Here is a 22,625-nt window from a genome sequence, read left to right as displayed (position 1 = left end):
GCACGGCCCTTGAACGGCTGTGAAGTTGGGCCCCGCACGGGGGACAAGTCGTACCTCCTGTGCCAAGCAGGGGGTTCGACGGATAAGGTCCCGAACTAATGGCAGCAGGACGAGAGCGGCGCGCGGAAGCCGAGACGTTCACGGCCCGGTTGAGGATGCAGTGGCACCGGGTCCGCGTCGGCCTGCGCAGAAGCGCCGTGGACTACTTCCGCGGCGACGGCTCGGACTGGGTCGCGCTGGCGGGCCTGCTCATGACCGTCCCGGTGATCGCGGCCGTGACGTTGATGAACTCGGTGTGGTGCTCACCGGCCGCGCTGGTCCTCCCGATCGTCGCCGGCGGTCTGCTGCTGCGCCCGGCGAGCCTGCTCGGCCTGTACGCGGCCGCGGCGACCGCGCTGATCGTGGAGTCGGTCCGGCTGGGCCCGTACACCGAGGGACCGTCCCGGGTCACCCCGGGCGTGGTCCTGGTCGTGGCCGCCTGCGGGTTCTTCGGCCTGCTGATCGCCCAGTTCCGCAGCCGGGTCGGAGTGCCCTGGCGGCGCGGCGGCACCATGCTGTTCGACCTGCGCGAACGCATCCGGGTCCAGAGCAAGCTGCCGCACCTGCCGCACGGCTGGCACCGGGAGATGGCGCTGCGCCCCGCGGGCGGGCAGTCCTTCTCCGGTGACTTCGTGGTCGCGGCCCGCACGAACGGCGGCCGGACCCTGGAGGTCGTCCTGACGGACGTCTCCGGCAAGGGCATGGACGCGGGGTCGCGCGCCCTGCTGCTGTCGGGGGCGTTCGGCGGCCTGCTCGGCTCGCTGCCCCCGCACGCCTTCCTGCCCGCCGCGAACGGCTACCTGCTCCGCCAGGACTGGGACGAGGGCTTCGCGACCTCCATCCACCTGGTCCTGGACCTGGACTCCGGGGACTACGAGCTCTACTCGGCCGGCCATCCGCCGGGCCTCCAGCTCAGCTCCGGCAGCGGCCGCTGGGAGGAGAAGGCCGCGGAGGGCCCGCTCCTCGGCGTCTACGACGGTGCCCAGTTCGACCCCGTGAAGGGCTCGCTGCGGCCCGGTGACGTCCTGATGCTCTTCACCGACGGTCTGGTGGAGACGTCCGACCGCGACATAGTCGAGGGCATCGACCGGCTGACGGGGGAGGCCGACCGGTATGTGGCCGGCGGTTTCCACGGCGCCGCCTGGCACCTGATCGAGGCGGTCGCGAAGGACGTCAACGACGACCGGGCGCTGCTGCTGATCTGCCGCGAGGGTCCGACGGCCCAGGCCGCACCGCACTAGCCGTCCGCTGCGGCCGGAGGGTTTCACCCCGGTCGGATCCGCCGGCCGCCCTGTGATCCGCACGTCCGAGGGGACGACAACGGACCGAAGGGACACGTCCTGCCGGCCGGCCGGGGTGAGGGCAACTCCGCCGTCCGCCCTCCGCGGCATCGACTCACCCCCTGCCGCCCGTCACCTACACCGCGGGCCTCCCAGCCCGCGCGCCGCTGTGGCGCGACACACTGGGGGCATGACCGACGAGTTGACCCTGGCCGAGGTCGAGGCCCTCGCCCGCGCCGCACACGAGGGCCAGACCGACAAGGCCGGCCACCCCTACGCCGAACACCTGCGGGCCGTCGCCGAGGGCGTACGCGCGCGCGGCGGCGACGACGACCAGATCGCGGCGGCCTGGCTGCACGACTCCGTCGAGGACGACGCGCTCACCGAGCGGTGGCTCGACGAGGCCGCGCTCAGCCGCCGTACGAAGGACATCGTGCGCGCCGTCACCAAGCGGGCCGGGGAGCCGCCCGAGGCGTACGCCGGGCGCATCCTGGCGACGCCGGGCGCGCTGCTGGTGAAGGAGGCCGACCTGGCGCACAACGCGGACCCGGAGCGCCTCGCCGTCCTCGACGAGGCGACGCGGAGACGACTGACCGAGAAGTACGCGGGGATGCGCGCGCTTCTCGGTCTGGGCGGCGGCGGGTCCGTCTAGACGCCGGCCGTCTCGCGGGGAGCCGTCCGCTGTTCGCGCGCCCGGGCCACGTCGGGAGCGTCCTTCCTGAACGCCCAGTCCATGTCGGGCTCCATCACGCACCGGAAGACCCGGCGCACCGGCGCGGTGCACAGCAGGGTGACGGCGACCGCGGCCAAGGCGCTCACGAAGAGCTCACCGGCCGGCCCGTGCAGCCAGGCGTGGTCGAACCAGCCCGCGAAACCGGCGCCCTTGATCAGGAAGCCGTGCAGCAGGTAGCCGTACAGCGTGCCCGCGCCGAGCGTGGTGAACCACGTCCGCCGCCCCGGCACCCAGGCGAAGAAACAGGCCGTCAGCAGCAGCGAACCGCCGAACATGGCCAGCACCATGACGGGCCCCGTCCACCAGGGCGCGCCCATCTCCTGGACGGCGTTGCGGTGGTAGAACCACTCGGTGTTCATGCGCGGCACCGCCCACCAGCCGACCGCGAGCGCGGCCGCGAACACCGGCACCGCCGCGATCCGCATCGAGCGCCGGCGCACCATCCGGAAGTGCTCGGGCCGCATGACCAGGCCCAGCACGAAGTACGGCAGGAACTGCAGCACCCGCTGGAGGTCCAGGTCGTCACCGATGTCCGGGGTGACGGACGCCAGCATGGCGATGCCGAGCGCGAGCGGCAGCGGCCACCGCACCAGCCTCCAGATCGGCGTGGTCAGCCGCCAGACGAACAGCGCCACCAGGAACCAGGTCAGGAACCACGGGTCCAGGAGGCTGATCTCCATGCCGGGGTCGTGGTCGGCGTAGCGCTTGAAGAGGGAGTACGCCGTCTCGAAGACGATGTACGGCACAGCGACGCCGGTGACGAGCCGCTGCAGCCGGTCCGGGCGCATGTCGAAACTGCGCGAGAAGAACCCGGAGATGAGGATGAACGCCGGCATGTGGAACGAGTACACCACCGCGTACACGCCCTCCAGGATCCGGCTGTCGCCCTTGAGCGGCTCCCAGGAGTGCGCGACCGCCACCAGGACGATCGCCAGGTACTTGGCGTTGTCGAAGAAGGCGTCACGCTGCTTGGGCGGCGGCGGGTCCTGCGGCGGGCGCGGACGGGGGACTGCGTCGGCGGCGGCTGAAAACATCTGAGGCACCCTAGTCCCGGCTGTGTGTTTCCGTAAAACCGGCTGCCTCGTTGCTGATTGTTCACTTCTGAGCCGTCTTCAACAGGCCTGCATTGTCAGGATTAATCACCCTGAAAAGCCACACAACCACACCCCTCGCACACCTGTGTCGGTGCTTCGCGTTCCCTGCGGACGGAATGTGCGGACGCGGTGACCGCGGACCGAAAGGAACCGGCCAGGGGGTGCCGCGCGTGTATCGGCATGGCCAAACGTTGCGTCACCGGCCGCATATGCGGGCCGCGTTGGTGGCACGATGGTTCTGGCGGGGGTCGCGGGGTCGCGTCCCCGGGCCGGGAGAGCGGGACCGACCGAGGGTGTGATCAGTTGTGGCCATTTCGCTGTCAGTGGTGCTGCTGTTGGGGATCATCCTGGTGGTGTTGATGCGGGGAGGCTCCATCAAGGCCGGCCCCGCCATAGTCGCGGTGCTCTTCGGCTTCTTCCTCGCCTCCACCGGCATGGCCGACGACATCCAACGCTTCCTGGACTCGATAGCGGAGACCATCAACTCGATCCAGTTCTAGCCCCGGACACGGGCAGGCGCACACGCCAGAAGACCTCCGGCCCGATCCCCTGGGGGACCGGGCCGGAGGCCTTCATCGGAGCGGGCGACGGGAATCGAACCCGCGTAGCTAGTTTGGAAGACTAGGGCTCTACCATTGAGCTACGCCCGCACAGGACGCGCCGCGGTCCGCTGACCGACGGCACGCAAGCATCGTACCGGGTCGTCACCCCTCGTCGCACACCCCTTCCGCCGCGCGGCGCCCGGAGAGGGCTCGCGGTGGATCCCGGGGGCGCGTGCGGGCCTCCGCCCGGCCCCCGTACGTTCCGCGCATCCGAACGCCGGACGGGTGTCCGCGACTGCCCAACACGGGGTCCGTCTCGGGTACGACCCGCTGCCGCGCTCGCCCGAGCTGTCGGGCGCCTGAAGTCCGGGTGCGGCCCGCCGCCGGGCCGAAGAGGGCTCACCGGCGGGGACGTGTGAAGCGGGGCGCCGGTCGGGTGCCCGCGGTCCCGGAGGCGAGCGGCCGGTCGCGGGGGCGCTCCCGAGGGGCGGTCTTCGGCGGAGCGTGCACCCGGCCTCCGAGGCAGGGCCCGGCGCGGTCCGGGCTCGGTGGTGCGCGACGCGCCCGTCGATCGAGCCGGACTCGAGCCCCGCCGGCGCCGAGGGGTGGGGGCGCGGGCGTACGCCGGGGCGCTGTGGGTCGGGGCTCGTGAAATGGGGCAACCCCGCAGCCTGCGGGCATGTACCCTACGTGTCGCACCAGACGGGGTGTGGCGCAGCTTGGTAGCGCGTCCGCTTTGGGAGCGGAAGGCCGTGGGTTCAAATCCCGCCACCCCGACCACCTGCGCGATCAGCACGCGCGCCCGAGTCCGTGATCGCCTTTGGGGCGTGTCGCCGCTGCCGTTACTATGCAAGCTGCACGCCCGTGTGTCTCTCCTACTAGAAGTCCTCCGGGCGGCTATCCGCCGGAGCCGTTCTGGCCCCGGCAGAATCCGAGAAGTCAGCCACAAGGAGACCGAACCGTGAAGAGCGCCGTGGAGACCCTGAACCCGACTCGGGTTCGGCTCAGCATCGAGGTGCCCTTCGAGGAGCTCAAGGACAGCCTCGACGCGGCGTACAAGAAGATCAACCAGCAGGTCACGGTGAAGGGCTTCCGGAAGGGCAAGATCCCGGCCCGCGTCATCGACCAGCGGTTCGGCCGCGGTGCGGTGCTGGAGGAGGCCGTCAACGACGCGCTTCCGAAGTTCTACACCGAGGCGGTCAACGAGGCCGAGATCGACGTCCTCGGCCAGCCCGAGGTCGACATCACCGAGCTGAAGGACGGCGAGACGCTGAACTTCACCGCGGAGGTCGACGTCCGCCCGACCATCGAGATCCCGGACTACTCCGGCATCGAGGTCGAGGTCGACGCCGTCGAGGTCACCGACGAGGACATCGAGAAGTCGGTCGAGCAGCTCCGTGAGCGCTTCGCCTCGACGTCCCCGGTCGAGCGCGCCGCCGAGGACGGCGACGTCGTGACGATCGACCTGGAGGCCAAGGTCGACGGCGAGGTGCTGGAGGACGGCGTCGCGAGCGGCGTCTCCTACACCATCGGCTCCGGCGAGCTGCTGGACGGCATCGACGACGCCGTGAAGGGCCTGGAGGCCGGTGGCGAGGCCACCTTCACCTCCGAGCTCAAGGGCGGCTCCGCGGCCGGCAAGGAGGCCGAGGTCACCGTCAAGGTCACCCAGGTCGCCGCCCGCGAACTGCCCGAGCTGGACGACGAGTTCGCGCAGCTCGCCTCCGAGTTCGACACCCTGGAGGAGCTGCGGGCGGACAGCCGCAAGCGCCTCGAGAACATGAAGCAGTACGACCAGGCCACCCAGGCCCAGGAGCGCGTCCTGGAGAAGCTCCTGGAGCTCGTCGAGGTGCCCGTCCCCGAGAAGCTCCTCGAGGACGAGATCAACACCCGCAAGCACAACCTGGAGCACCACCAGCTCGGCCAGATGGGCCTCGACCTCGAGAAGTACCTCGAGATCCAGGGCAAGACCGCCGAGGAGTTCGACACCGAGACCAAGGACGCCGCGGTCAAGGGCATCAAGACCCAGTTCGTCCTCGACGAGCTCGTCAAGCGCGAGAAGCTGAACGTCAACCAGGAGGAGCTCACCGAGCACCTCATGCGCCGCGCGGCTTCCTCCGGCATGTCCCCCGACCAGTTCGCCCAGGCGGTCGTCGAGGGCGGCCAGGTTCCGCTCCTCGTCGGCGAGGTCGCCCGCGGCAAGGCCCTGGCCGTCGTGGTCGAGGCCGCCACGGTCAAGGACACCAACGGCGAGGTCGTCGACCTGGACGACGACGAGGACGAGACGGCCGCGGCCCCCGCGGCAGACGCCTCGGCCTCCTCCGAGGAGACCCCGGCCGAGGCCGAGGAGAAGACCGAGGGCTGAGCCCACGGCACCTCCACGTCGTAGGAAGGGCCCCGGAGACCAGGTCTCCGGGGCCCTTCCGGCACCCGGCCGCGGAACCGGACCGGAGCGCGGGCGGGCGCGCGGCGGGCGCGGATCGCGTGCGCCCGGCCACGACCCGGCGATACCACGGCGCTACGCCCCCGGCGAACACCCCCCTTACCGGGATTCCCCAAGGGGACCAGCGCGTTAGGGTCCATGAGTACTAGGGCAGGGAAGTTGCGCAGACTGCCCAGCCCCCGGACGGGAACACGTGAGACGGCCCGGCGCCGTCGTAAGACGAGCAGGTGGATACGTGACGAATCTGATGCCCTCCGCCGCCGGCGACCCCTCCATCGGTGGTGGCCTCGGTGACCAGGTCTACAACCGGCTGCTCGGCGAGCGGATCATCTTCCTCGGCCAGGCGGTCGACGACGACATCGCCAACAAGATCACCGCACAGCTTCTGCTCCTTGCCGCTGACCCGGAAAAGGACATCTACCTCTACATCAACAGCCCCGGCGGATCGATCACCGCGGGCATGGCGATCTACGACACCATGCAGTACATCAAGAACGACGTGGTGACCATCGCCATGGGCCTCGCGGCCTCCATGGGCCAGTTCCTGCTCAGCGCGGGCACCCCGGGCAAGCGCTTCGCGCTGCCCAACGCCGAGATCCTGATCCACCAGCCGTCCGCCGGCCTCGCCGGTTCGGCCTCGGACATCAAGATCCACGCCGAGCGGCTGCTGCACACCAAGAAGCGCATGGCCGAGCTCACCTCGCAGCACACCGGCCAGACCATCGAGCAGATCACCCGCGACTCGGACCGCGACCGCTGGTTCGACGCCCACGAGGCCAAGGAGTACGGCCTCATCGACGACGTGATCGCCACGGCCGCCGGCATGCCGGGCGGCGGCGGCACCGGGGCCTGAGCCCCATGCGGGGCCACCACACCCCCGCACAGCCCCTCAGCCGACCGCCCAAGCCCCTAGGAGACAGACAGTGAACGACTTCCCCGGCAGCGGCCTCTACGCCCGCACCGAGGCCGAGTACACCGGCCCGCGCGCCGAGTCCCGCTATGTGATCCCGCGCTTCGTCGAGCGCACCTCGCAGGGCATCCGCGAGTACGACCCGTACGCGAAGCTCTTCGAGGAGCGCGTGATCTTCCTCGGCGTGCAGATCGACGACGCCTCCGCCAACGACGTCATGGCGCAGTTGCTGTGCCTGGAGTCGATGGACCCCGACCGGGACATCTCGGTCTACATCAACAGCCCCGGCGGCTCCTTCACGGCGCTCACCGCGATCTACGACACCATGCAGTTCGTGAAGCCGGACATCCAGACGGTCTGCATGGGTCAGGCGGCCTCCGCCGCCGCGATCCTGCTGGCCGCCGGTACGCCCGGCAAGCGCATGGCGCTGCCCAACGCGCGGGTGCTGATCCACCAGCCCTACAGCGAGACCGGCCGCGGTCAGGTCTCCGACCTGGAGATCGCCGCCAACGAGATCCTCCGGATGCGCGCGCAGCTCGAGGACCTGCTGGCCAAGCACTCCACCACGCCGATCGAGAAGATCCGCGAGGACATCGAGCGCGACAAGATCCTCACGGCCGACGACGCCCTGGCGTACGGCCTGATCGACCAGATCATCTCCACCCGGAAGATGAACAACGCCGCCGTCCGCTGACGCGGACCCGTAGGATATGCCGCCCCTTGGTACAGCGCACGTCAAAGTGAACCCTGCCAAGGGGGGCCCGAACGGGGGGCCCGGCAAGGTACCGTCGGACATAAGGCAGCACCAGGAGCCGCTGGACCTAGGCGTCTCCCAGGCGAAGGGGAAGCACACCGTGGCACGCATCGGTGACGGCGGCGATCTGCTCAAGTGCTCGTTCTGCGGCAAGAGCCAGAAGCAGGTCAAGAAGCTCATCGCAGGGCCTGGTGTGTACATCTGCGACGAGTGCATCGACCTCTGCAACGAGATCATCGAGGAGGAGCTCGCCGAGACGAGCGAGGTGCGCTGGGAGGAACTCCCCAAGCCCCGCGAGATCTACGAGTTCCTGGAGGGCTACGTGGTGGGCCAGGAGGCGGCCAAGAAGGCCCTCTCCGTGGCGGTGTACAACCACTACAAGCGCGTCCAGGCCGGCGAGAACGGCGGCGGCAACGGCCGTGACGACGCGATCGAGTTGGCGAAGTCCAACATCCTCCTGCTGGGCCCCACGGGCTCCGGCAAGACGCTCCTCGCCCAGACCCTCGCCCGCATGCTGAACGTCCCGTTCGCGATCGCCGACGCGACCGCGCTCACCGAGGCGGGCTACGTCGGCGAGGACGTCGAGAACATCCTGCTCAAGCTGATCCAGGCGGCCGACTACGACGTCAAGAAGGCCGAGACCGGGATCATCTACATCGACGAGATCGACAAGGTCGCGCGGAAGAGTGAAAACCCGTCGATCACGCGGGACGTGAGCGGCGAGGGTGTGCAGCAGGCGCTCCTGAAGATCCTGGAGGGCACCACGGCCTCCGTGCCGCCGCAGGGCGGACGCAAGCACCCGCACCAGGAGTTCATCCAGATCGACACGACGAACGTCCTGTTCATCGTTGGCGGTGCCTTCGCGGGTCTGGAGAAGCTCATCGAGTCCCGGGCGGGCGCCAAGGGCATCGGCTTCGGGGCGACGATCCGCTCGAAGCGGGAGCTGGAGGCGAAGGACCAGTTCGAGGACGTCATGCCCGAGGACCTGGTCAAGTTCGGCATGATCCCCGAGTTCATCGGCCGCCTGCCCGTGATCACCTCGGTCCACAACCTGGACCGTGAGGCCCTCCTCCAGATCCTGGTCGAGCCGCGCAACGCGCTGGTGAAGCAGTACCAGCGCCTCTTCGAACTCGACGGCGTGGAGCTGGACTTCGAGCGCGAGGCGCTGGAGGCCATCGCCGACCAGGCCATCCTCCGCCAGACCGGCGCGCGCGGCCTGCGCGCCATCATGGAAGAGGTCCTCCAGGGCGTCATGTACGAGATCCCGTCCCGCAAGGACGTGGCCCGAGTCGTCATCACCGCGGACGTCGTCCACTCCAACGTCAACCCGACCCTGATCCCGAGGGATGCCCGCGGCCGGGGTTCGGGCGAGCAGAAGACGGCGTAGCGGTCTCCCGCACATGTGAAGTGCTCGGTACCTGAATCAGGTGCCGAGCACTTCGTCTTGCGTTCTGGCCAATCACGCCACGCGAACAGGTCAGGTCCCTGCCGAGTTCTTGCGGACGGTTCGTGCACTTGATCAAGTCGACCCGACCACCATCGGGCGCCTGCCTGGCGTTTCCGGTGGAAAGAAATCGGGAGGAATGGCGTGAGACTACTAGGGGCCAAGAGACTCCTGGCTGCGGCAAGTGTGGTTGTCGCGGCCGGAGTTGTACCCATTGCAGCGGCTGCACCGGCAAGCGCGGACCAGAGTGACTGCATAACCTTCTTGAAGCACCGGGGCTATACGGTCGGCGTCAAGGTGCGGGCGGCCTGCAGCATCAGGCATCTCCCTGTGGGACCGAATCCGGTCTGCATAAGCGATCTCGTCGTCATCGGTGTCACTACGGACCACGCGACCATCGCCTGCAAGTTTGCCTGAGCGTTGAACCGCTGAGGCGGCGAGGCGCTCGCGGGTGCGGTGCCTCGCCGCCGATCAGTAGCGCGTGTCAGGCCTTGACGCGAACTTCCTTGCGGAGCTTGGCAGTCATGTCCGCCGCGTTCGAGAGGTCCGCCGCCTTGCCGGCCATGGCGTCCGCCATGTCGACCGGGATGACCACGCCGAGCGTGCTGTGGTCGCCCCAGATGCACACCGGCATGCTGATCGAGCTCGGACCGGAGCCCGAGCTGTCCTTGATCTTCGTCTCCTGGCACTTGAGCACCGCGCCGTCGAGACCGGCCGGCGTGTACGCCTTCGGGCTGCCGACGGCCTCGCCGTCGGAGTCCTCGGCGGCGCTCTTCTTCATCTCGGCGAACATCGCGTCGACGACCTTCTCGGGATCGTCGATGTCGCCGTAGACGCCCATGAAGTTGACCATCTTCATGGCGAGGTAGTTGGTCGCGTCGCCGGACTGGTAGGTCGCGCTCACGTCCTTGGCGTTCTTCACGCCGTGCTTCTCGGCGTCCTTGACGTCGTCCGCGCTGAAGCCGTCGCCGCCCGCGCCGGCGGACTTCTTGTAATCCGTGAGGACCGTGGCGGGCGTGGTGAGCGTGTGCGCGCCGTCGTCCGCGATGTCCGAGCCGCCGCCGCTCCCGCTCCCGCCGATCACCAGGTACGCGCCCACCGCGATCGCCGCGACGACCGCCACCGCGGCGATGATGATGCCGACCTTCTTGCCGTTGCCGCCGGCGGGCGGCGGGGGCTGGGGAACCCCGTAGGGCGCCTGGCCGTACGGCTGCTGCTGGCCGTACGGCGGCGGGGCCTGCGGCGGCACCCCGCCCTGCTGCGGGTAGCCGTAGCCCGGCTGAGGCGGCTGCTGGGGGTAGCCGTACCCCGGCTGCTGGGGCTGCTGCCCGGGCTGCTGGGGGTAGCCGTAGCCGGGCTGGGGCGCCTGCGGGGCCTGCGGGGGCTGGCCGTAGGGGCCCGGCTGGCCGTACGGCCCGGGCTGCGGCGGCTGCCCGGGCTGCTGGGGCTGCCCGTACGGGCCCGGCTGGTTGTGACTCATCTCTGGGTTCCCCTCCAGATGCTTATGTGTTCCCGACATCCTGGCCCAGGCGCGGGCGGCGCACCGCATCGGGGCCCCCACCGTTACAGAACAAACGCGTTTCGGGACATGCCCGGGACACCCCTAAACTGACCCCGTGACCGAGAACGCTCAGCAGCAGCCCACAGCGCCCAGCACCGAACTGCCGACCCAGTACGCGCCGGCCGAGGTAGAGGGGACGCTGTACGAGCGCTGGGTGGAGCGCGGTTACTTCGCCGCCGACGCGAAGAGCGACAAGCCGCCGTACACCATCGTCATCCCGCCGCCGAACGTCACCGGTTCGCTCCACCTGGGCCACGCCTTCCAGCACACGCTCATGGACGCCCTCACCCGCCGCAAGCGCATGCAGGGCTACGAGGCCCTGTGGCTGCCCGGCATGGACCACGCCGGCATCGCCACCCAGAACAAGGTCGAGCAGCAGCTCGCCGAGGAGGGCAAGTCCCGCCACGACCTGGGCCGCGAGGAGTTCGTCGAGCGCGTCTGGCAGTGGAAGGAGGAGTACGGCGGCAAGATCCTCGGCCAGATGCGGCGCCTGGGCGACGGGGTCGACTGGAGCCGTGAGCGCTTCACGATGGACGAGGGCCTGTCCAAGGCCGTCCTCACCATCTTCAAGCGGCTCTACGAGGACGAGCTGATCTATCGCGCCGAGCGCATCATCAACTGGTGCCCCCGCTGTCTGACGGCCATCTCCGACATCGAGGTGGAGTACCAGGAGGACGCGGGCGAGTTGGTCTCCATTCGCTACGGCGAGGGCGAGGACAGCCTCGTCGTCGCGACCACGCGCGCGGAGACGATGCTCGGTGACACGGCCGTCGCCGTCCACCCCGACGATGAGCGGTACAAGCACCTCATCGGCAAGCAGATCAAGCTCCCGCTGACCGACCGCACCATCCCGGTCGTCGCCGACACCCACGTCGACCCCGAGTTCGGCACCGGAGCGGTCAAGGTGACCCCGGCGCACGACCCGAACGACTTCGAGATCGGCCGCCGCCACGACCTGCCGTCCCTGACGATCATGGACGAGCACGGTGTCATCACCGTCCACGGCCCCTTCATCGGCCTGGACCGCTTCGAGGCCCGCTCGGCCGTCGTCGGCGCCCTCAAGGAGCAGGGCCGGATCGTCGCCGAGAAGCGCCCGTACATGCACTCCGTCGGTCACTGCTCGCGCTGCAAGACCACGGTCGAGCCGCGTCTGTCCATGCAGTGGTGGGTCAAGGTCGGTCCGCTCGCCAAGGCCGCCGGTGACGCGGTCCGCGACGGTCGCGTCAAGATCCACCCCGAGGACATGTCGAAGCGCTATTTCGACTGGGTCGACAACATGCACGACTGGTGCATCTCGCGTCAGCTCTGGTGGGGCCACCGCATCCCGATCTGGTACGGCCCCGACGGCGAGGTGGTCTGCGTCGGACCGGACGAGGAGCCGCCCACCGGCGAGGGCTGGACCCAGGACTCCGACGTCCTGGACACCTGGTTCTCCTCCGGTCTGTGGCCCTTCTCCACGCTCGGCTGGCCCGAACAGACCGAGGACCTGCGGAAGTTCTATCCGACCGACGTCCTGCTGACCGGCCACGACATCATCTTCTTCTGGGTCGCCCGGATGATGATGTTCGGCCTCTACGCCATGGACGGCCAGGCCCCCTTCCACACCATCGCGCTGACCGGCCTGGTCCGTGACGAGTTCGGCAAGAAGATGTCGAAGTCGAACCCCAACGCGGTGGACCCGCTGGTCTGGATGGACGCCTACGGCTCCGACGCCGTCCGCTTCACCCTCGCCAACGGCGCCAACCCGGGCGCGGACGTGCCGATCGGCGAGGACTGGGTCAAGGCCTCCCGGAACTTCACCAACAAGCTCTGGAACGCCACCCGCTTCGCCCTGATGAACGGCGCCACGGTCGAGGGCCCGCTGCCGGACGCCTCCGAGATGTCGGCGACGGACCGCTGGATCCTCTCCCGGCTCAACACCACGGTCGCCCAGGTCGACGCGTACTACGACGACTACCAGTTCGCCAAACTCGCCGACGCGCTCTACCACTTCGCGTGGGACGAGGTCTTCGACTGGTACGTCGAGCTGTCGAAGACGACGTTCTTCGCGGGTGGTGAGCAGGCCAGGGTCTCCGGCCGGGTCCTCGGCGAGGTGCTCGACGTCACGCTGCGACTGCTGCACCCGGTCATCCCGTTCGTCACGGACGCCCTGTGGACCACCCTGACCGGCGGCGAGTCCCTGGTCATCGGAGAGTGGCCGGCGGACAGCGGCTTCCGCGACAAGGACGCCGAGCTGGAGATCGAGCTGGTCCAGCGGGTGGTCACCGAGGTCCGCCGGTTCCGCAAGGACCAGGGCCTCAAGGACGGCCAGAAGGTCCCGGCCCGCCTGGACCTCACCGGCACCGCCCTAACCCCCCACGAAGCCGCCATCCGCCAGCTCCTGCGCCTTCAGCCGGAGGGTGAGACCTTCGCGGCCACGGCGACCCTCCCGGTCGCCGGTGCCACGGTCGCGCTCGACCTCTCCGGCACGATCGACGTGGCGGCCGAGCGCAAGCGCCTCGCGAAGGACCTGGCCGCGGCCGAGAAGGAGAAGGCCCAGGCCAACGCCAAGCTGGGCAACGAGGCGTTCCTCGCGAAGGCCCCGGACAACGTCGTGGACAAGATCCGCGGCCGCCTGGCGAAGGCGGACGAGGACATCAAGCGGATCCAGGAGCAACTGGACCGCCTGCCCGAGGCATAAGGCTCACCGGGGCCCCGGAGTCCGTCGGACTCCGGGGCCCCGCGGCTGCCACCCCACTCCGTGGGCACTGTGTCGGTCGGCCTCCGTAGACTGGGCCCCGTGAGTGAGACCGACCCCTTCGACGAGATCGTCGCCGCCGAGACCGACCGTGACCCCGACCTCGCGGTCATCGAGGCCGGCAGCCGCACCCTGCGCACCCAGGGCGGCCCGCCGGAGGCAGACGTGCCCGCCCGCCCCGAGGACCCCGAGGTCGACAAGGCTCTGCGCGAGGTCGAGGCGGAGCTCGCCACCCGCTGGGGCGAGACCAAGCTGGAGCCCTCGGTCAGCCGGATCGCCGCGCTGATGGACGTGCTGGGCGAGCCGCAGCGGTCGTACCCCTCGATCCACATCACGGGGACGAACGGCAAGACCTCCACGGCCCGCATGATCGAGGCCCTCCTCGGCGCCTTCGAGCTGCGCACGGGCCGCTACACCAGCCCTCACGTGCAGTCGGTCACCGAGCGCATCAGCCTGGACGGCGCCCCGATCTCGGCCGAGCGGTTCATCGAGACGTACGAGGACGTCAAGCCGTACGTCGACATGGTCGACGGGCAGCAGGAGTACCGGCTGTCCTTCTTCGAGGTGCTGACCGGCATGGCGTACGCCGCCTTCGCGGACGCGCCCGTCGACGTGGCCGTCGTCGAGGTCGGCATGGGCGGCTCCTGGGACGCCACCAACGTCATCGACGGCGATGTCGCCGTCGTCACCCCCATCGACCTGGACCACACCGACCGGCTGGGGGAGACCCCCGGGGAGATCGCCGTCGAGAAGGCCGGGATCATCAAGCAGGGCGCGACCGTCGTGCTGGCCCAGCAGCCGGTCGACGCGGCGCAGGTCCTGCTGAAGAAGGCCGTCGAGGTCGACGCGACCGTCGCCCGCGAGGGCCTGGAGTTCGGGGTCGTCTCCCGGCAGGTCGCCGTCGGCGGCCAGCTCCTGACCCTGCGCGGCCTCGGCGGTGAGTACGACGAGGTGTACCTGCCGCTGCACGGCCCGTACCAGGCGCACAACGCGGCCGTGGCGCTCGCCGCCGTGGAGGCGTTCTTCGGGGTGGGTGCCCAGCGCCCCGACCCCCTCGACATCGACACCGTGCGCAAGGCCTTCGCCGCCGTCTCCTCCCCGGGCCGCCTCGAGGTCGTACGGCGTTCCCCGACCGTCGTCCTGGACGCCGCCCACAACCCGGCGGGTGCCCGCGCCACCGCCGAGGCGGTCGGTGAGGCCTTCGACTTCAGCCGGCTGATCGGCGTGGTCGGCGCGAGCGGCGACAAGAACGTGCGGGGGCTCCTGGAGGCCTTCGAGCCGATCTTCGCCGAGGTCGTGATCACCCAGAACTCCAGCCACCGCGCGATGGACGCCGACGAGCTCGCCGCGATCGCCGTCGAGGTGTTCGGCGAGGAGCGCGTGCAGGTCGAGCCGCGGCTGCCGGACGCCCTGGAGGAGGCGATCACGCTGGCCGAGGAGGACGGCGAGTTCACGGGTGGCGGGGTGCTCGTCACCGGGTCGGTCATCACGGTCGGCGAGGCCCGGCTGCTGCTCGGAAGGGGCTGAGCCGCGCCATGCGTACGCTCTGTGCATCCACCCTGATCGGCGAGTTCTTCGTCATCGGCTTCGCCGCACTGGTCGCGATGAAGGACCCCGACCTCGCGACCTCCACGGTGTGGACGGTCAGCGGCATCGCCATGTTCCTGTGCCTCGCCCTGTGCGGGGTGGTGACCCGGCCCGGCGGCATCGCCTTCGGCTGGGCGCTGCAGATCGCCCTGATCGCCTCCGGTTTCGTGGTGCCGACCATGTTCTTCATGGGCGCGGTCTTCGCGGCCCTGTGGTGGGCGTCGGTGCACTACGGCCGCAAGATCGACGAGGCGAAGGCGAGGTTCGCCGCCCAGACCGCCCAGGCCGGCCCCACTACACCTGACGCTGTGTGACGAGCGGACCGACACGCCCTGTAATCTCGTCCCACCGCACATGTCAGCAGGTTAGGAGCCCCTCGTGAGCCAGCGCACCCTCGTCCTCCTCAAGCCCGACGCCGTCCGTCGTGGCCTGACCGGCGAGATCATCAGCCGTATCGAGCGCAAGGCAGGCTGGCAGATCACCGCGCTGGAGCTGCGCACCCTGGACCAGGACACGCTGGAGCAGCACTACGGCGAGCACAAGGGCAAGCCCTTCTACGAGCCGCTGGTGGAGTTCATGGCCTCCGGTCCGGTCGTGGCGCTGATCGTCGAGGGCGAGCGGGTCATCGAGGGCGTACGCCAACTGGCGGGTCCCACCGACCCGATCGCCGCGGCTCCCGGCTCCATCCGGGGGGACTTCGGTGTCATCGTCCGCGAGAACCTCATCCACGCGTCCGACTCGGAGGAGTCCGCCGAGCGCGAGGTGAAGATCTTCTTCCCCGGCCGCGCATAGGTCACCTGCGTACGTCACGTGCGTAGGTTTCGTGGCAATTTCTGAGGGCGCGTCAGCTCGCACTCCCGTCTGACCTGGGGCGGCCGTACTTTTTCGGCCGTCCCTCGGCATATGCGTGCCGATCGGGGGAACGAGTGGCCCTTATGGACCGTCTCCACAAGCGAGGCGGTGTCTGATCTGCTGACAATGGCGAAGACCCTCGCGCAGTGTTCGTGCAGGCGCGTCTACGATGGAAGCCTTCACGTCACAGCACCCACTTCGCCGACCTGAAAAGCCCTCAAAAGCTCCCAGGAAGGCCAGACGAATCCTGATGGGGAACTCAATGTCGTTCATCGGCCGTGACATGGCTGTCGACCTCGGGACCGCCAACACGCTGGTGTACGTCAGGGGTCGCGGGATCGTACTCAACGAGCCGTCCGTCGTCGCGATCAACACGAACACCGGTGGAATCCTGGCTGTCGGCGCCGAAGCGAAGAAGATGATCGGGCGGACCCCCGGCAACATCGTTGCCGTGCGGCCGCTGAAGGACGGCGTGATCGCCGACTTCGAGATCACCGAGCGGATGCTGCGCTACTTCATCCTGAAGATCCACAAGCGTCGGTATCTCGCGCGGCCGCGCGTCGTCGTGTGTGTCCCCTCGGGCATCACCGGCGTCGAGCGCCGTGCCGTCATCGAGGCGTCGTCCCAGGCCGGCGCCCGCCAGGTGCACATCATCGAGGAGCCCATGGCGGCCGCCATCGGCTCCGGCCTGCCGGTCCACGAGGCCACGGGCAACATGGTGGTGGACATCGGCGGCGGCACCACGGAGGTCGCGGTCATCTCGCTCGGCGGCATCGTCACCGCCCAGTCCATCCGTGTCGCGGGCGACGAACTGGACAACGCGATCATCCAGCACATCAAGAAGGAGTACTCCCTCCTTCTGGGTGAGCGGACCGCCGAACAGATCAAGATCACGATCGGTTCGGCGTACGACCTGGACGCTGACGAACACACCGAAATCCGTGGCCGGGACCTCGTGTCCGGACTGCCCAAGACGGTCGTCATCTCGGCCGCCGAGGTCCGCAAGGCGATCGAGGAGCCGGTCAACGCCATCGTCGACGCGGTCAAGACGACCCTCGACAAGTGCCCGCCGGAGCTCTCCGGCGACATCATGGACCGCGGCATCGTCCTCACCGGCGGTGGCGCCCTGCTGCGCGGGCTCGACGAGCGGCTGCGCCGGGAGACCGGCATGCCGATCCACATCGCCGAGGACCCGCTGGACAGCGTGGCGCTCGGCTCCGGGAAGTGCGTCGAAGAATTCGAGGCGCTCCAGCAGGTGCTGGACGCCCAGCCGCGCAGATGACGTAACTCTTCGATTCCGCCGTACGAGATGATCTCCTCTCGTACGGCGGATCGTTGATATAGAGGCATAAGCTCCCACAAACGCCACTCCAATAAGAAGGGCACGGCCGCCGCACGTGAGGGACACACGAGAGAGCCGGCTGCTCCTGGTGCTGCTGATCGCCGTCGCGTTCGCGCTGATCACGGTGGACATCCGCGGCGGGGAGGACTCGCCGGTCGACGGTGCCCGCCAAGGTGCGGCCGCCGTGTTCGGCCCCATCGAGGACGGGGTGTCCTCCGCGGTCGACCCGGTCGGCAACGCCGTCTCCGCCATCCGCGACTCCGGCGAGCGGCACGACCGGCTCGCCACGCTGGAGAAGGAGAACGCCGCCCTCAAGGCGCGGCTCGGCAGCGACGACCGCAACACCAGCCGCCTCAAGCAGCTCGACAAGATGCTGAAGATCGCCGGCGCGGGGCAGTACGGCATCAAGGGCGCCCAGGTGATCGCCATAGGAGCGGCCCAGGGCTTCTCCTGGACCATCACCATCGACGTCGGCGCCGACGACGGCATCCGGCGCGACATGACCGTCCTCAACGGCGACGGACTGGTCGGACGGGTCACCACCGTCGGCCCGAACACCGCCACCGTGCTGCTCGCCAACGACCCCGACTTCACCGTCGGCACCCGCATGGAGGCCGGCGACGAGCTCGGCTTCGCCTCCGGGCAGGGCGACCGCCCGCTGCGCGTCGAACTCCTCAACGGCAAGGCCGAGGTGAAGAAGGGCGACCGCCTGGTCACCTTCGGCTCGCAGGCCGACAAGCCGTTCGTGCCCGGCGTCCCGGTCGGCGTGGTCGCCCGCGTCGACCCCTCCGGCGGCGACCTCACCCGCACCCTGTACGTCACGCCGTACGTCAGCTTCACCAAGCTCGACATCGTCGGCGTCGTCGTCGAGGCCCCGAAGAAGGACCCGCGCGACACGGTGCTGCCCGCCAAACCGAAGCCGACGCCCACGCCGACCGTGACGGTCACCGTCACCCCGTCCGCCAATGCGCCGGTCGACGGCGAGATCCAGCAAGAGCAGTAGGAGCTGTAGTCATGCGCGTCAACCGGATCCTGCTGTCCTCCGCCCTGATCGTGGTCGCCCTGGTGATCCAGGTGAGCGTCCTCGCCCGCCTCCACCTCCCGGGCGCCGTCCCCGACCTGCTGCTCCTGACCGTCCTCGGCCTGGCCCTGGTCTACGGCCATGTCGGCGGCGCCCTCGTCGGCTTCGCCGCCGGCCTCCTCGCCGACCTCGCCCCGCCCGCCGACCACGCGGCCGGCCGCTACGCCCTGGTGCTGTGCGTCATCGGCTACCTCGCGGGCCTGGCCAAGCCGGAGAACGGCCGGCTCAAGTCGGCCACCGGCCCCATGGTCGTCGTGGTCGCCGCGGCCGTCGGCACCACCCTGCTGTACGCCGGTGTCGGCGCCCTCGTCGGCGACACCGCCGCCCGCCATGTGGGCCTGCCCAGCCTGCTGTTCACCGCCGCCCTGTACGACCTGCTGCTCGCCCCGTTCGTCGTCCCCGGCATCATGGCGCTCGCCCGCCGTGCCGAGAACGACCCGCTGGCCGAGACCGGTTCGGCGGCCAAGTCGGCCGACATCTCCTCCGGCTGGCTCTCCTCGGGCACCGGTCTGAAGATCGGCGGTCAGCGGGGCGGACTCGGGAGCCTGAAGACGAAGGCCCGGACACGTACGGCGCGGGTAGGGCGCATCAAGGGGGTCAAGCGGCTGTGAGGGCCTCGGAGTTCAGGGCAGCGGAGTTCACTCGAACGGGTTCGCCGGGGCGGAACGCGGCTTCACAGGTCAGCCGTTCATCATTCGTACGCGCACACACGTCGGCGCACTGAGAGGGGGCGGCAACCGCAGTGACCAACATCCCCGAGACCGGACGGACCCCACGGGTCCAGATCCGACTCGTCGTCATCCAGATCCTCGTGCTGTCCCTCCTCGGCACCCTCGGCGGCCGCCTCTGGTACCTGCAGATCCGCGAGGGCGACGCGTACGCCAAGGAAGCCTCCGGGAACCACGTCCAGCAGGTCGTCGAGCCCGCCGTGCGCGGCTCGATCCTGGACGCCCGCGGAGTGGCCCTGGCGGACAACGAGACCCGCCTGGTGGTCTCCGCCTCCCGCACCGACCTGCTGAAGATGAAGGACGACGGCAAGGCCGTCCTCACCAAGCTGGCCAAGGTCCTCGGCATGTCCGCCAAGGACGTCATGCTCAAGGTCCGGCTCTGCGACGCGAAGACCCCCCAGCCCTGCTGGAACGGCTCGCCGTACCAGCCCATCCCCATCACCGACGAGGCCACCGCCAAGCAGGCCCTGCAGATCCGCGAGCGCGCCGAGGACTTCCCCGGCATCACCGCCGAGCCGGAGGCCGTGCGCCGCTACGCCGCCCCCGGCAAGTCCAACGCCGCCCAGGTCCTCGGATACCTCTCCCCGGTCACCGACGACGAGATCACCAAGGCCCAGGACACCGACTCGCCCTACCTGCGCTCCGACCAGGTCGGCCGCTCGGGTCTGGAGCGCGAGTACGACAAGGAGCTGCGCGGCAAGGCCGGCGTGACCCGCTACGAGGTCGACAACCTCGGCCGGGTCATCGGCCAGGCCGAGGCCGACGAGGCCCAGCCCGGCGCCAACCTCGTCACCAGCATCGACGCCCGCGTCCAGCGTGTCGCGGAGTACGAACTGAACGACGCGATGAAGGAAGCCCGCAAGCAGTTCGACGACAACACCGGCGAGAACTACAAGGCCGACTCGGGCGCCGTCGTCGTCATGGAGGCCAAGACCGGCCGCATCGTCGCGATGGCGTCCAACCCGACCTACGACCCGAACGCCTGGGTGGGCGGCATCTCCGCCAAGGACTACGCGAGGCTCACCGGCAAGAAGTCCAACTACCCGCTGCTGAACAGGGCCATACAGGGTCAGTCCGCGCCCGGCTCCACCTTCAAGGTGATCTCCACGGCCGCCGCCGTGGAGGCCGGCTACGACTTCGACGGCCGCTACCCGTGCACGAGCTCGTACTCGGTGGGCGGTCAGGTCTTCAAGAACTTCGAGTCGGAGAACTTCGGCCCCATCTCGCTCGGCCGGGCCCTGGAGGTCTCCTGCGACACCGTCTTCTACGGCCTCGCCCACAAGGAGTGGCAGCGGGACGGCGGGATCAACCCGAAGAAGGGCGAGCCCAAGGACTACTTCTTCAAGGCCGCCCACCAGTTCGGCCTCGGCAAGGAGACCGGCATCGACCTGCCCAACGAGGTCACCGGCCGCGTCCCCGACCGCCAGTGGAAGCAGTCCTACTGGAACGCCAACAAGGACGGCTGGTGCAAGACCGGCAAGAAGGACGGCAGTTACGTCGAGAAGATCGCGTACGAGAACTGCCTCGAAGGCAACAAGATGCGCGCCGGTGACGAGATCAACTACTCCATCGGCCAGGGCGACACCCTCGTCACCCCGATCCAGATGGCCACGATCTACGCGGCCATCTCCAACGGCGGCACCCTGTACAACCCGACGGTCGGCAAGGCCGTCGTCAGCGCCGACGGCAAGAAGGTCGACGAGATCAAGCCCACCTCGCACGGCAGGCTGCCGATAAGCCGTACCACGCTCAGCAAGATGGACGAGGCCCTCGCGGGCGTCGCCACCCGCGGTACCGCCGCCTGGCGCTTCGCCCAGGTCGGCTGGCCGCAGGACAAGATCCCGATGCACGCCAAGACCGGTACGGCCGAGGTCTACGGCAAGCAGACGACGTCCTGGTTCGCCACGTACACCAAGGACTACACGGTCGTCATGACGATCTCCCAGGGTGGTACGGGCTCCGGTGCCTCGGGCCCCGCCGTCCGCAACATCTACGACGCGCTGTACGGCGTCTCCGACGACGGCACCATCGACAAGAAGAACGCCCTGCTGCCGACCCCGCAGAAGAGCCTGCCGAAGGTCCGCACGGACGGGACCATCAAGTCCCCGAAGGTCGCCAAGGACCCGGCCAAGGACCAGCGGGCGAGCCAGGAGGGCGCGCCCGAGCCGGACGAGACGCAGCAGGGCGCGACCGTGAACACGTCGACCGGCGGGAACCGCGACACCCGCAGGCGGCACCGCAGGAGGGGAAGCCGGAGGATGCTCACATGACCGGGGCGAACAGCTTCCAGGTCTCCGGGTACGGCCCCGCACGCGCGGGCTGGACCCGGCTGCTGGCCCGCGACTCGCTCGCCCGCCGGCTGGACTGGCCGATACTGTTCTCGGCGCTCGCCCTGTCCATGATCGGCTCGATCCTGGTCTTCTCGGCGACCCGCAACCGCACCGAGATCAACCAGGGCGACCCGTACTACTTCCTGATCCGGCACGTCATGAACACCGGCATCGGGTTCGCCCTGATGATCGGCACCGTGTGGGTCGGCCACCGCACCCTGCGCACCGCCGTGCCCCTGCTGTACGGCGCCTCGGTGTTCCTGATCCTGCTGGTGCTCACCCCGCTGGGCTCCACGGTCAACGGCGCCCACTCCTGGATCGTGCTCGGCGGCGGCTTCTCGCTCCAGCCCTCGGAGTTCGTGAAGATCACGATCATCCTCGGCATGGCGATGCTGCTCGCGGCCCGGGTCGACGCCGGCGACAAGCCCTACCCCGACCACCGCACCGTGCTCCAGGCCCTGGGCCTCGCCGCCGTACCGATGCTGATCGTGATGCTCATGCCCGACCTCGGGTCGGTCATGGTCATGGTCATCATCGTGCTCGGTGTGCTGCTCGCCTCCGGCGCCTCCAACCGCTGGGTCTTCGGACTGCTCGGCGCGGGGACGGCCGGCGCGCTCGCGGTGTGGCAGCTCGGGGTGCTGGACGAGTACCAGATCGCCCGCTTCGCCGCCTTCGCCAACCCCAGCCTCGACCCGGCGGGCGTCGGCTACAACACCAACCAGGCGCGGATCGCGATCGGTTCGGGCGGCCTGACGGGCGCGGGCCTCTTCCACGGCTCGCAGACCACCGGCCAGTTCGTCCCCGAGCAGCAGACCGACTTCGTCTTCACCGTCGCCGGTGAGGAACTGGGCTTCGTCGGCGCGGGCCTGATCATCGTCCTGCTCGGCGTGGTGCTGTGGCGGGCCTGCCGGATCGCCCGCGAGACGACCGAGCTGTACGGCACGATCGTGGCCGCCGGGATCGTCGCCTGGTTCGCCTTCCAGTCCTTCGAGAACATCGGCATGACCCTCGGGATCATGCCGGTCACCGGTCTGCCGCTGCCGTTCGTGTCGTACGGCGGATCGTCGATGTTCGCGGTGTGGGTGGCCATAGGGCTGCTGCAGTCGATCAAGGTGCAGCGGCCGATGTCGGCGTGACCGGGCTGGGCCGGGTGGCCGTGGCCCTCTGCCGG

Annotated in this window: 18 protein-coding genes and 2 tRNA genes; 17 read left to right on the top strand and 3 right to left on the bottom strand. The window is 69.4% G+C overall.

Annotated features, from left to right (window positions below; translation table 11 throughout):
* Window positions 1-98 precede the first annotated feature (98 nt).
* Together ACZ66S_RS02705 and ACZ66S_RS02700 are read left to right on the top strand one after the other, a co-directional pair.
* Window positions 99-1,280, top strand: a complete 1,182-nt coding sequence (locus ACZ66S_RS02705) for a SpoIIE family protein phosphatase (RefSeq protein WP_469899118.1) — start codon at window positions 99-101, stop codon at window positions 1,278-1,280.
* A gap of 229 nt (window positions 1,281-1,509) precedes the next feature.
* Entirely contained in the window at window positions 1,510-1,971 is a 462-nt protein-coding gene (locus ACZ66S_RS02700; RefSeq protein ID WP_469899117.1) for an HD domain-containing protein, read from the top strand.
* Here ACZ66S_RS02700 and ACZ66S_RS02695 read toward each other — a convergent pair.
* Window positions 1,968-3,086, bottom strand: coding sequence for an acyltransferase family protein (locus tag ACZ66S_RS02695; RefSeq protein ID WP_469899116.1), 1,119 nt, complete (start codon window positions 3,084-3,086; stop codon window positions 1,968-1,970). The genes ACZ66S_RS02700 and ACZ66S_RS02695 overlap by 4 nt on opposite strands.
* A gap of 365 nt (window positions 3,087-3,451) precedes the next feature.
* On the opposite strand from ACZ66S_RS02695, the gene ACZ66S_RS02690 reads away from it, so the two are divergent.
* Window positions 3,452-3,646 carry a hypothetical protein gene (locus ACZ66S_RS02690; protein WP_007382026.1) on the top strand — a complete coding sequence of 65 codons (195 nt, stop codon included), beginning with the start codon at window positions 3,452-3,454 and terminating at the stop codon, window positions 3,644-3,646.
* 79 nt (window positions 3,647-3,725) lie between these two features.
* Here the strand turns inward: ACZ66S_RS02690 and ACZ66S_RS02685 are convergent.
* A tRNA-Gly gene (locus ACZ66S_RS02685) sits at window positions 3,726-3,796 on the bottom strand.
* Window positions 3,797-4,391: 595 nt separating this feature from the next.
* Between ACZ66S_RS02685 and ACZ66S_RS02680 the strand changes: the two genes are divergently transcribed.
* The 5 genes from ACZ66S_RS02680 (at window position 4,392) to clpX (ending at window position 9,179) form a co-directional block, all read left to right on the top strand.
* Window positions 4,392-4,468: transfer RNA gene (locus tag ACZ66S_RS02680), tRNA-Pro, on the top strand.
* A 181-nt stretch (window positions 4,469-4,649) separates the two neighbouring features.
* Window positions 4,650-6,050 (top strand): trigger factor, encoded by a 1,401-nt coding sequence (tig, locus tag ACZ66S_RS02675; RefSeq protein WP_469899114.1) that lies wholly within the window; start codon window positions 4,650-4,652, stop codon window positions 6,048-6,050.
* A gap of 325 nt (window positions 6,051-6,375) precedes the next feature.
* Window positions 6,376-6,981 (top strand): ATP-dependent Clp protease proteolytic subunit, encoded by a 606-nt coding sequence (locus tag ACZ66S_RS02670; protein ID WP_050789879.1) that lies wholly within the window; start codon window positions 6,376-6,378, stop codon window positions 6,979-6,981.
* Between the two features lie 70 nt (window positions 6,982-7,051).
* Window positions 7,052-7,732, top strand: a complete 681-nt coding sequence (locus ACZ66S_RS02665) for an ATP-dependent Clp protease proteolytic subunit (RefSeq protein ID WP_020136160.1) — start codon at window positions 7,052-7,054, stop codon at window positions 7,730-7,732.
* Window positions 7,733-7,892: 160 nt separating this feature from the next.
* Window positions 7,893-9,179: an ATP-dependent Clp protease ATP-binding subunit ClpX gene (clpX, locus tag ACZ66S_RS02660; RefSeq protein ID WP_053846477.1), complete on the top strand. Its 1,287-nt coding sequence runs from the start codon at window positions 7,893-7,895 to the stop codon at window positions 9,177-9,179.
* A 541-nt stretch (window positions 9,180-9,720) separates the two neighbouring features.
* On the opposite strand, the gene ACZ66S_RS02655 is transcribed toward clpX, so the two are convergent.
* The gene (locus ACZ66S_RS02655) at window positions 9,721-10,716 is read right to left on the bottom strand and encodes a hypothetical protein (protein ID WP_469899113.1); all 996 of its coding nucleotides are present in this window, start codon (window positions 10,714-10,716) and stop codon (window positions 9,721-9,723) included.
* 136 nt (window positions 10,717-10,852) lie between these two features.
* On the opposite strand from ACZ66S_RS02655, the gene ACZ66S_RS02650 reads away from it, so the two are divergent.
* The 9 genes from ACZ66S_RS02650 (at window position 10,853) to rodA (ending at window position 22,590) form a co-directional block, all read left to right on the top strand.
* Window positions 10,853-13,477, top strand: coding sequence for a valine--tRNA ligase (locus tag ACZ66S_RS02650; RefSeq protein ID WP_469899112.1), 2,625 nt, complete (start codon window positions 10,853-10,855; stop codon window positions 13,475-13,477).
* A gap of 99 nt (window positions 13,478-13,576) precedes the next feature.
* On the top strand, window positions 13,577-15,061 hold the full coding sequence (gene folC, locus ACZ66S_RS02645; RefSeq protein WP_469899111.1) for a bifunctional tetrahydrofolate synthase/dihydrofolate synthase: 1,485 nt from the start codon (window positions 13,577-13,579) through the stop codon (window positions 15,059-15,061).
* A gap of 8 nt (window positions 15,062-15,069) precedes the next feature.
* Window positions 15,070-15,435, top strand: coding sequence for a DUF4233 domain-containing protein (locus ACZ66S_RS02640; protein WP_469899110.1), 366 nt, complete (start codon window positions 15,070-15,072; stop codon window positions 15,433-15,435).
* A gap of 64 nt (window positions 15,436-15,499) precedes the next feature.
* A complete protein-coding gene (ndk, locus tag ACZ66S_RS02635; protein WP_007382017.1) occupies window positions 15,500-15,913 on the top strand; it encodes a nucleoside-diphosphate kinase in 414 nt (137 codons plus the stop codon).
* 322 nt (window positions 15,914-16,235) lie between these two features.
* On the top strand, window positions 16,236-17,255 hold the full coding sequence (locus tag ACZ66S_RS02630) for a rod shape-determining protein (protein WP_004931372.1): 1,020 nt from the start codon (window positions 16,236-16,238) through the stop codon (window positions 17,253-17,255).
* A gap of 115 nt (window positions 17,256-17,370) precedes the next feature.
* On the top strand, window positions 17,371-18,318 hold the full coding sequence (mreC, locus tag ACZ66S_RS02625) for a rod shape-determining protein MreC (RefSeq protein WP_469899109.1): 948 nt from the start codon (window positions 17,371-17,373) through the stop codon (window positions 18,316-18,318).
* Between the two features lie 11 nt (window positions 18,319-18,329).
* Window positions 18,330-19,007, top strand: coding sequence for a rod shape-determining protein MreD (gene mreD / locus ACZ66S_RS02620; RefSeq protein ID WP_469899108.1), 678 nt, complete (start codon window positions 18,330-18,332; stop codon window positions 19,005-19,007).
* A gap of 131 nt (window positions 19,008-19,138) precedes the next feature.
* Window positions 19,139-21,394, top strand: a complete 2,256-nt coding sequence (gene mrdA / locus ACZ66S_RS02615) for a penicillin-binding protein 2 (RefSeq protein ID WP_469899107.1) — start codon at window positions 19,139-19,141, stop codon at window positions 21,392-21,394.
* Window positions 21,391-22,590: a rod shape-determining protein RodA gene (gene rodA / locus ACZ66S_RS02610; RefSeq protein WP_469899106.1), complete on the top strand. Its 1,200-nt coding sequence runs from the start codon at window positions 21,391-21,393 to the stop codon at window positions 22,588-22,590. The genes mrdA and rodA overlap by 4 nt, the downstream gene beginning before the upstream one ends.
* The last annotated feature ends 35 nt before the right edge of the window (window positions 22,591-22,625 follow it).

This window comes from Streptomyces sp. NPDC107471 (genome assembly GCF_055582845.1).
The sequence above is the reverse complement of the archived record's forward strand: the minus strand, read 5'-3'. Positions and strand labels throughout refer to the sequence as shown.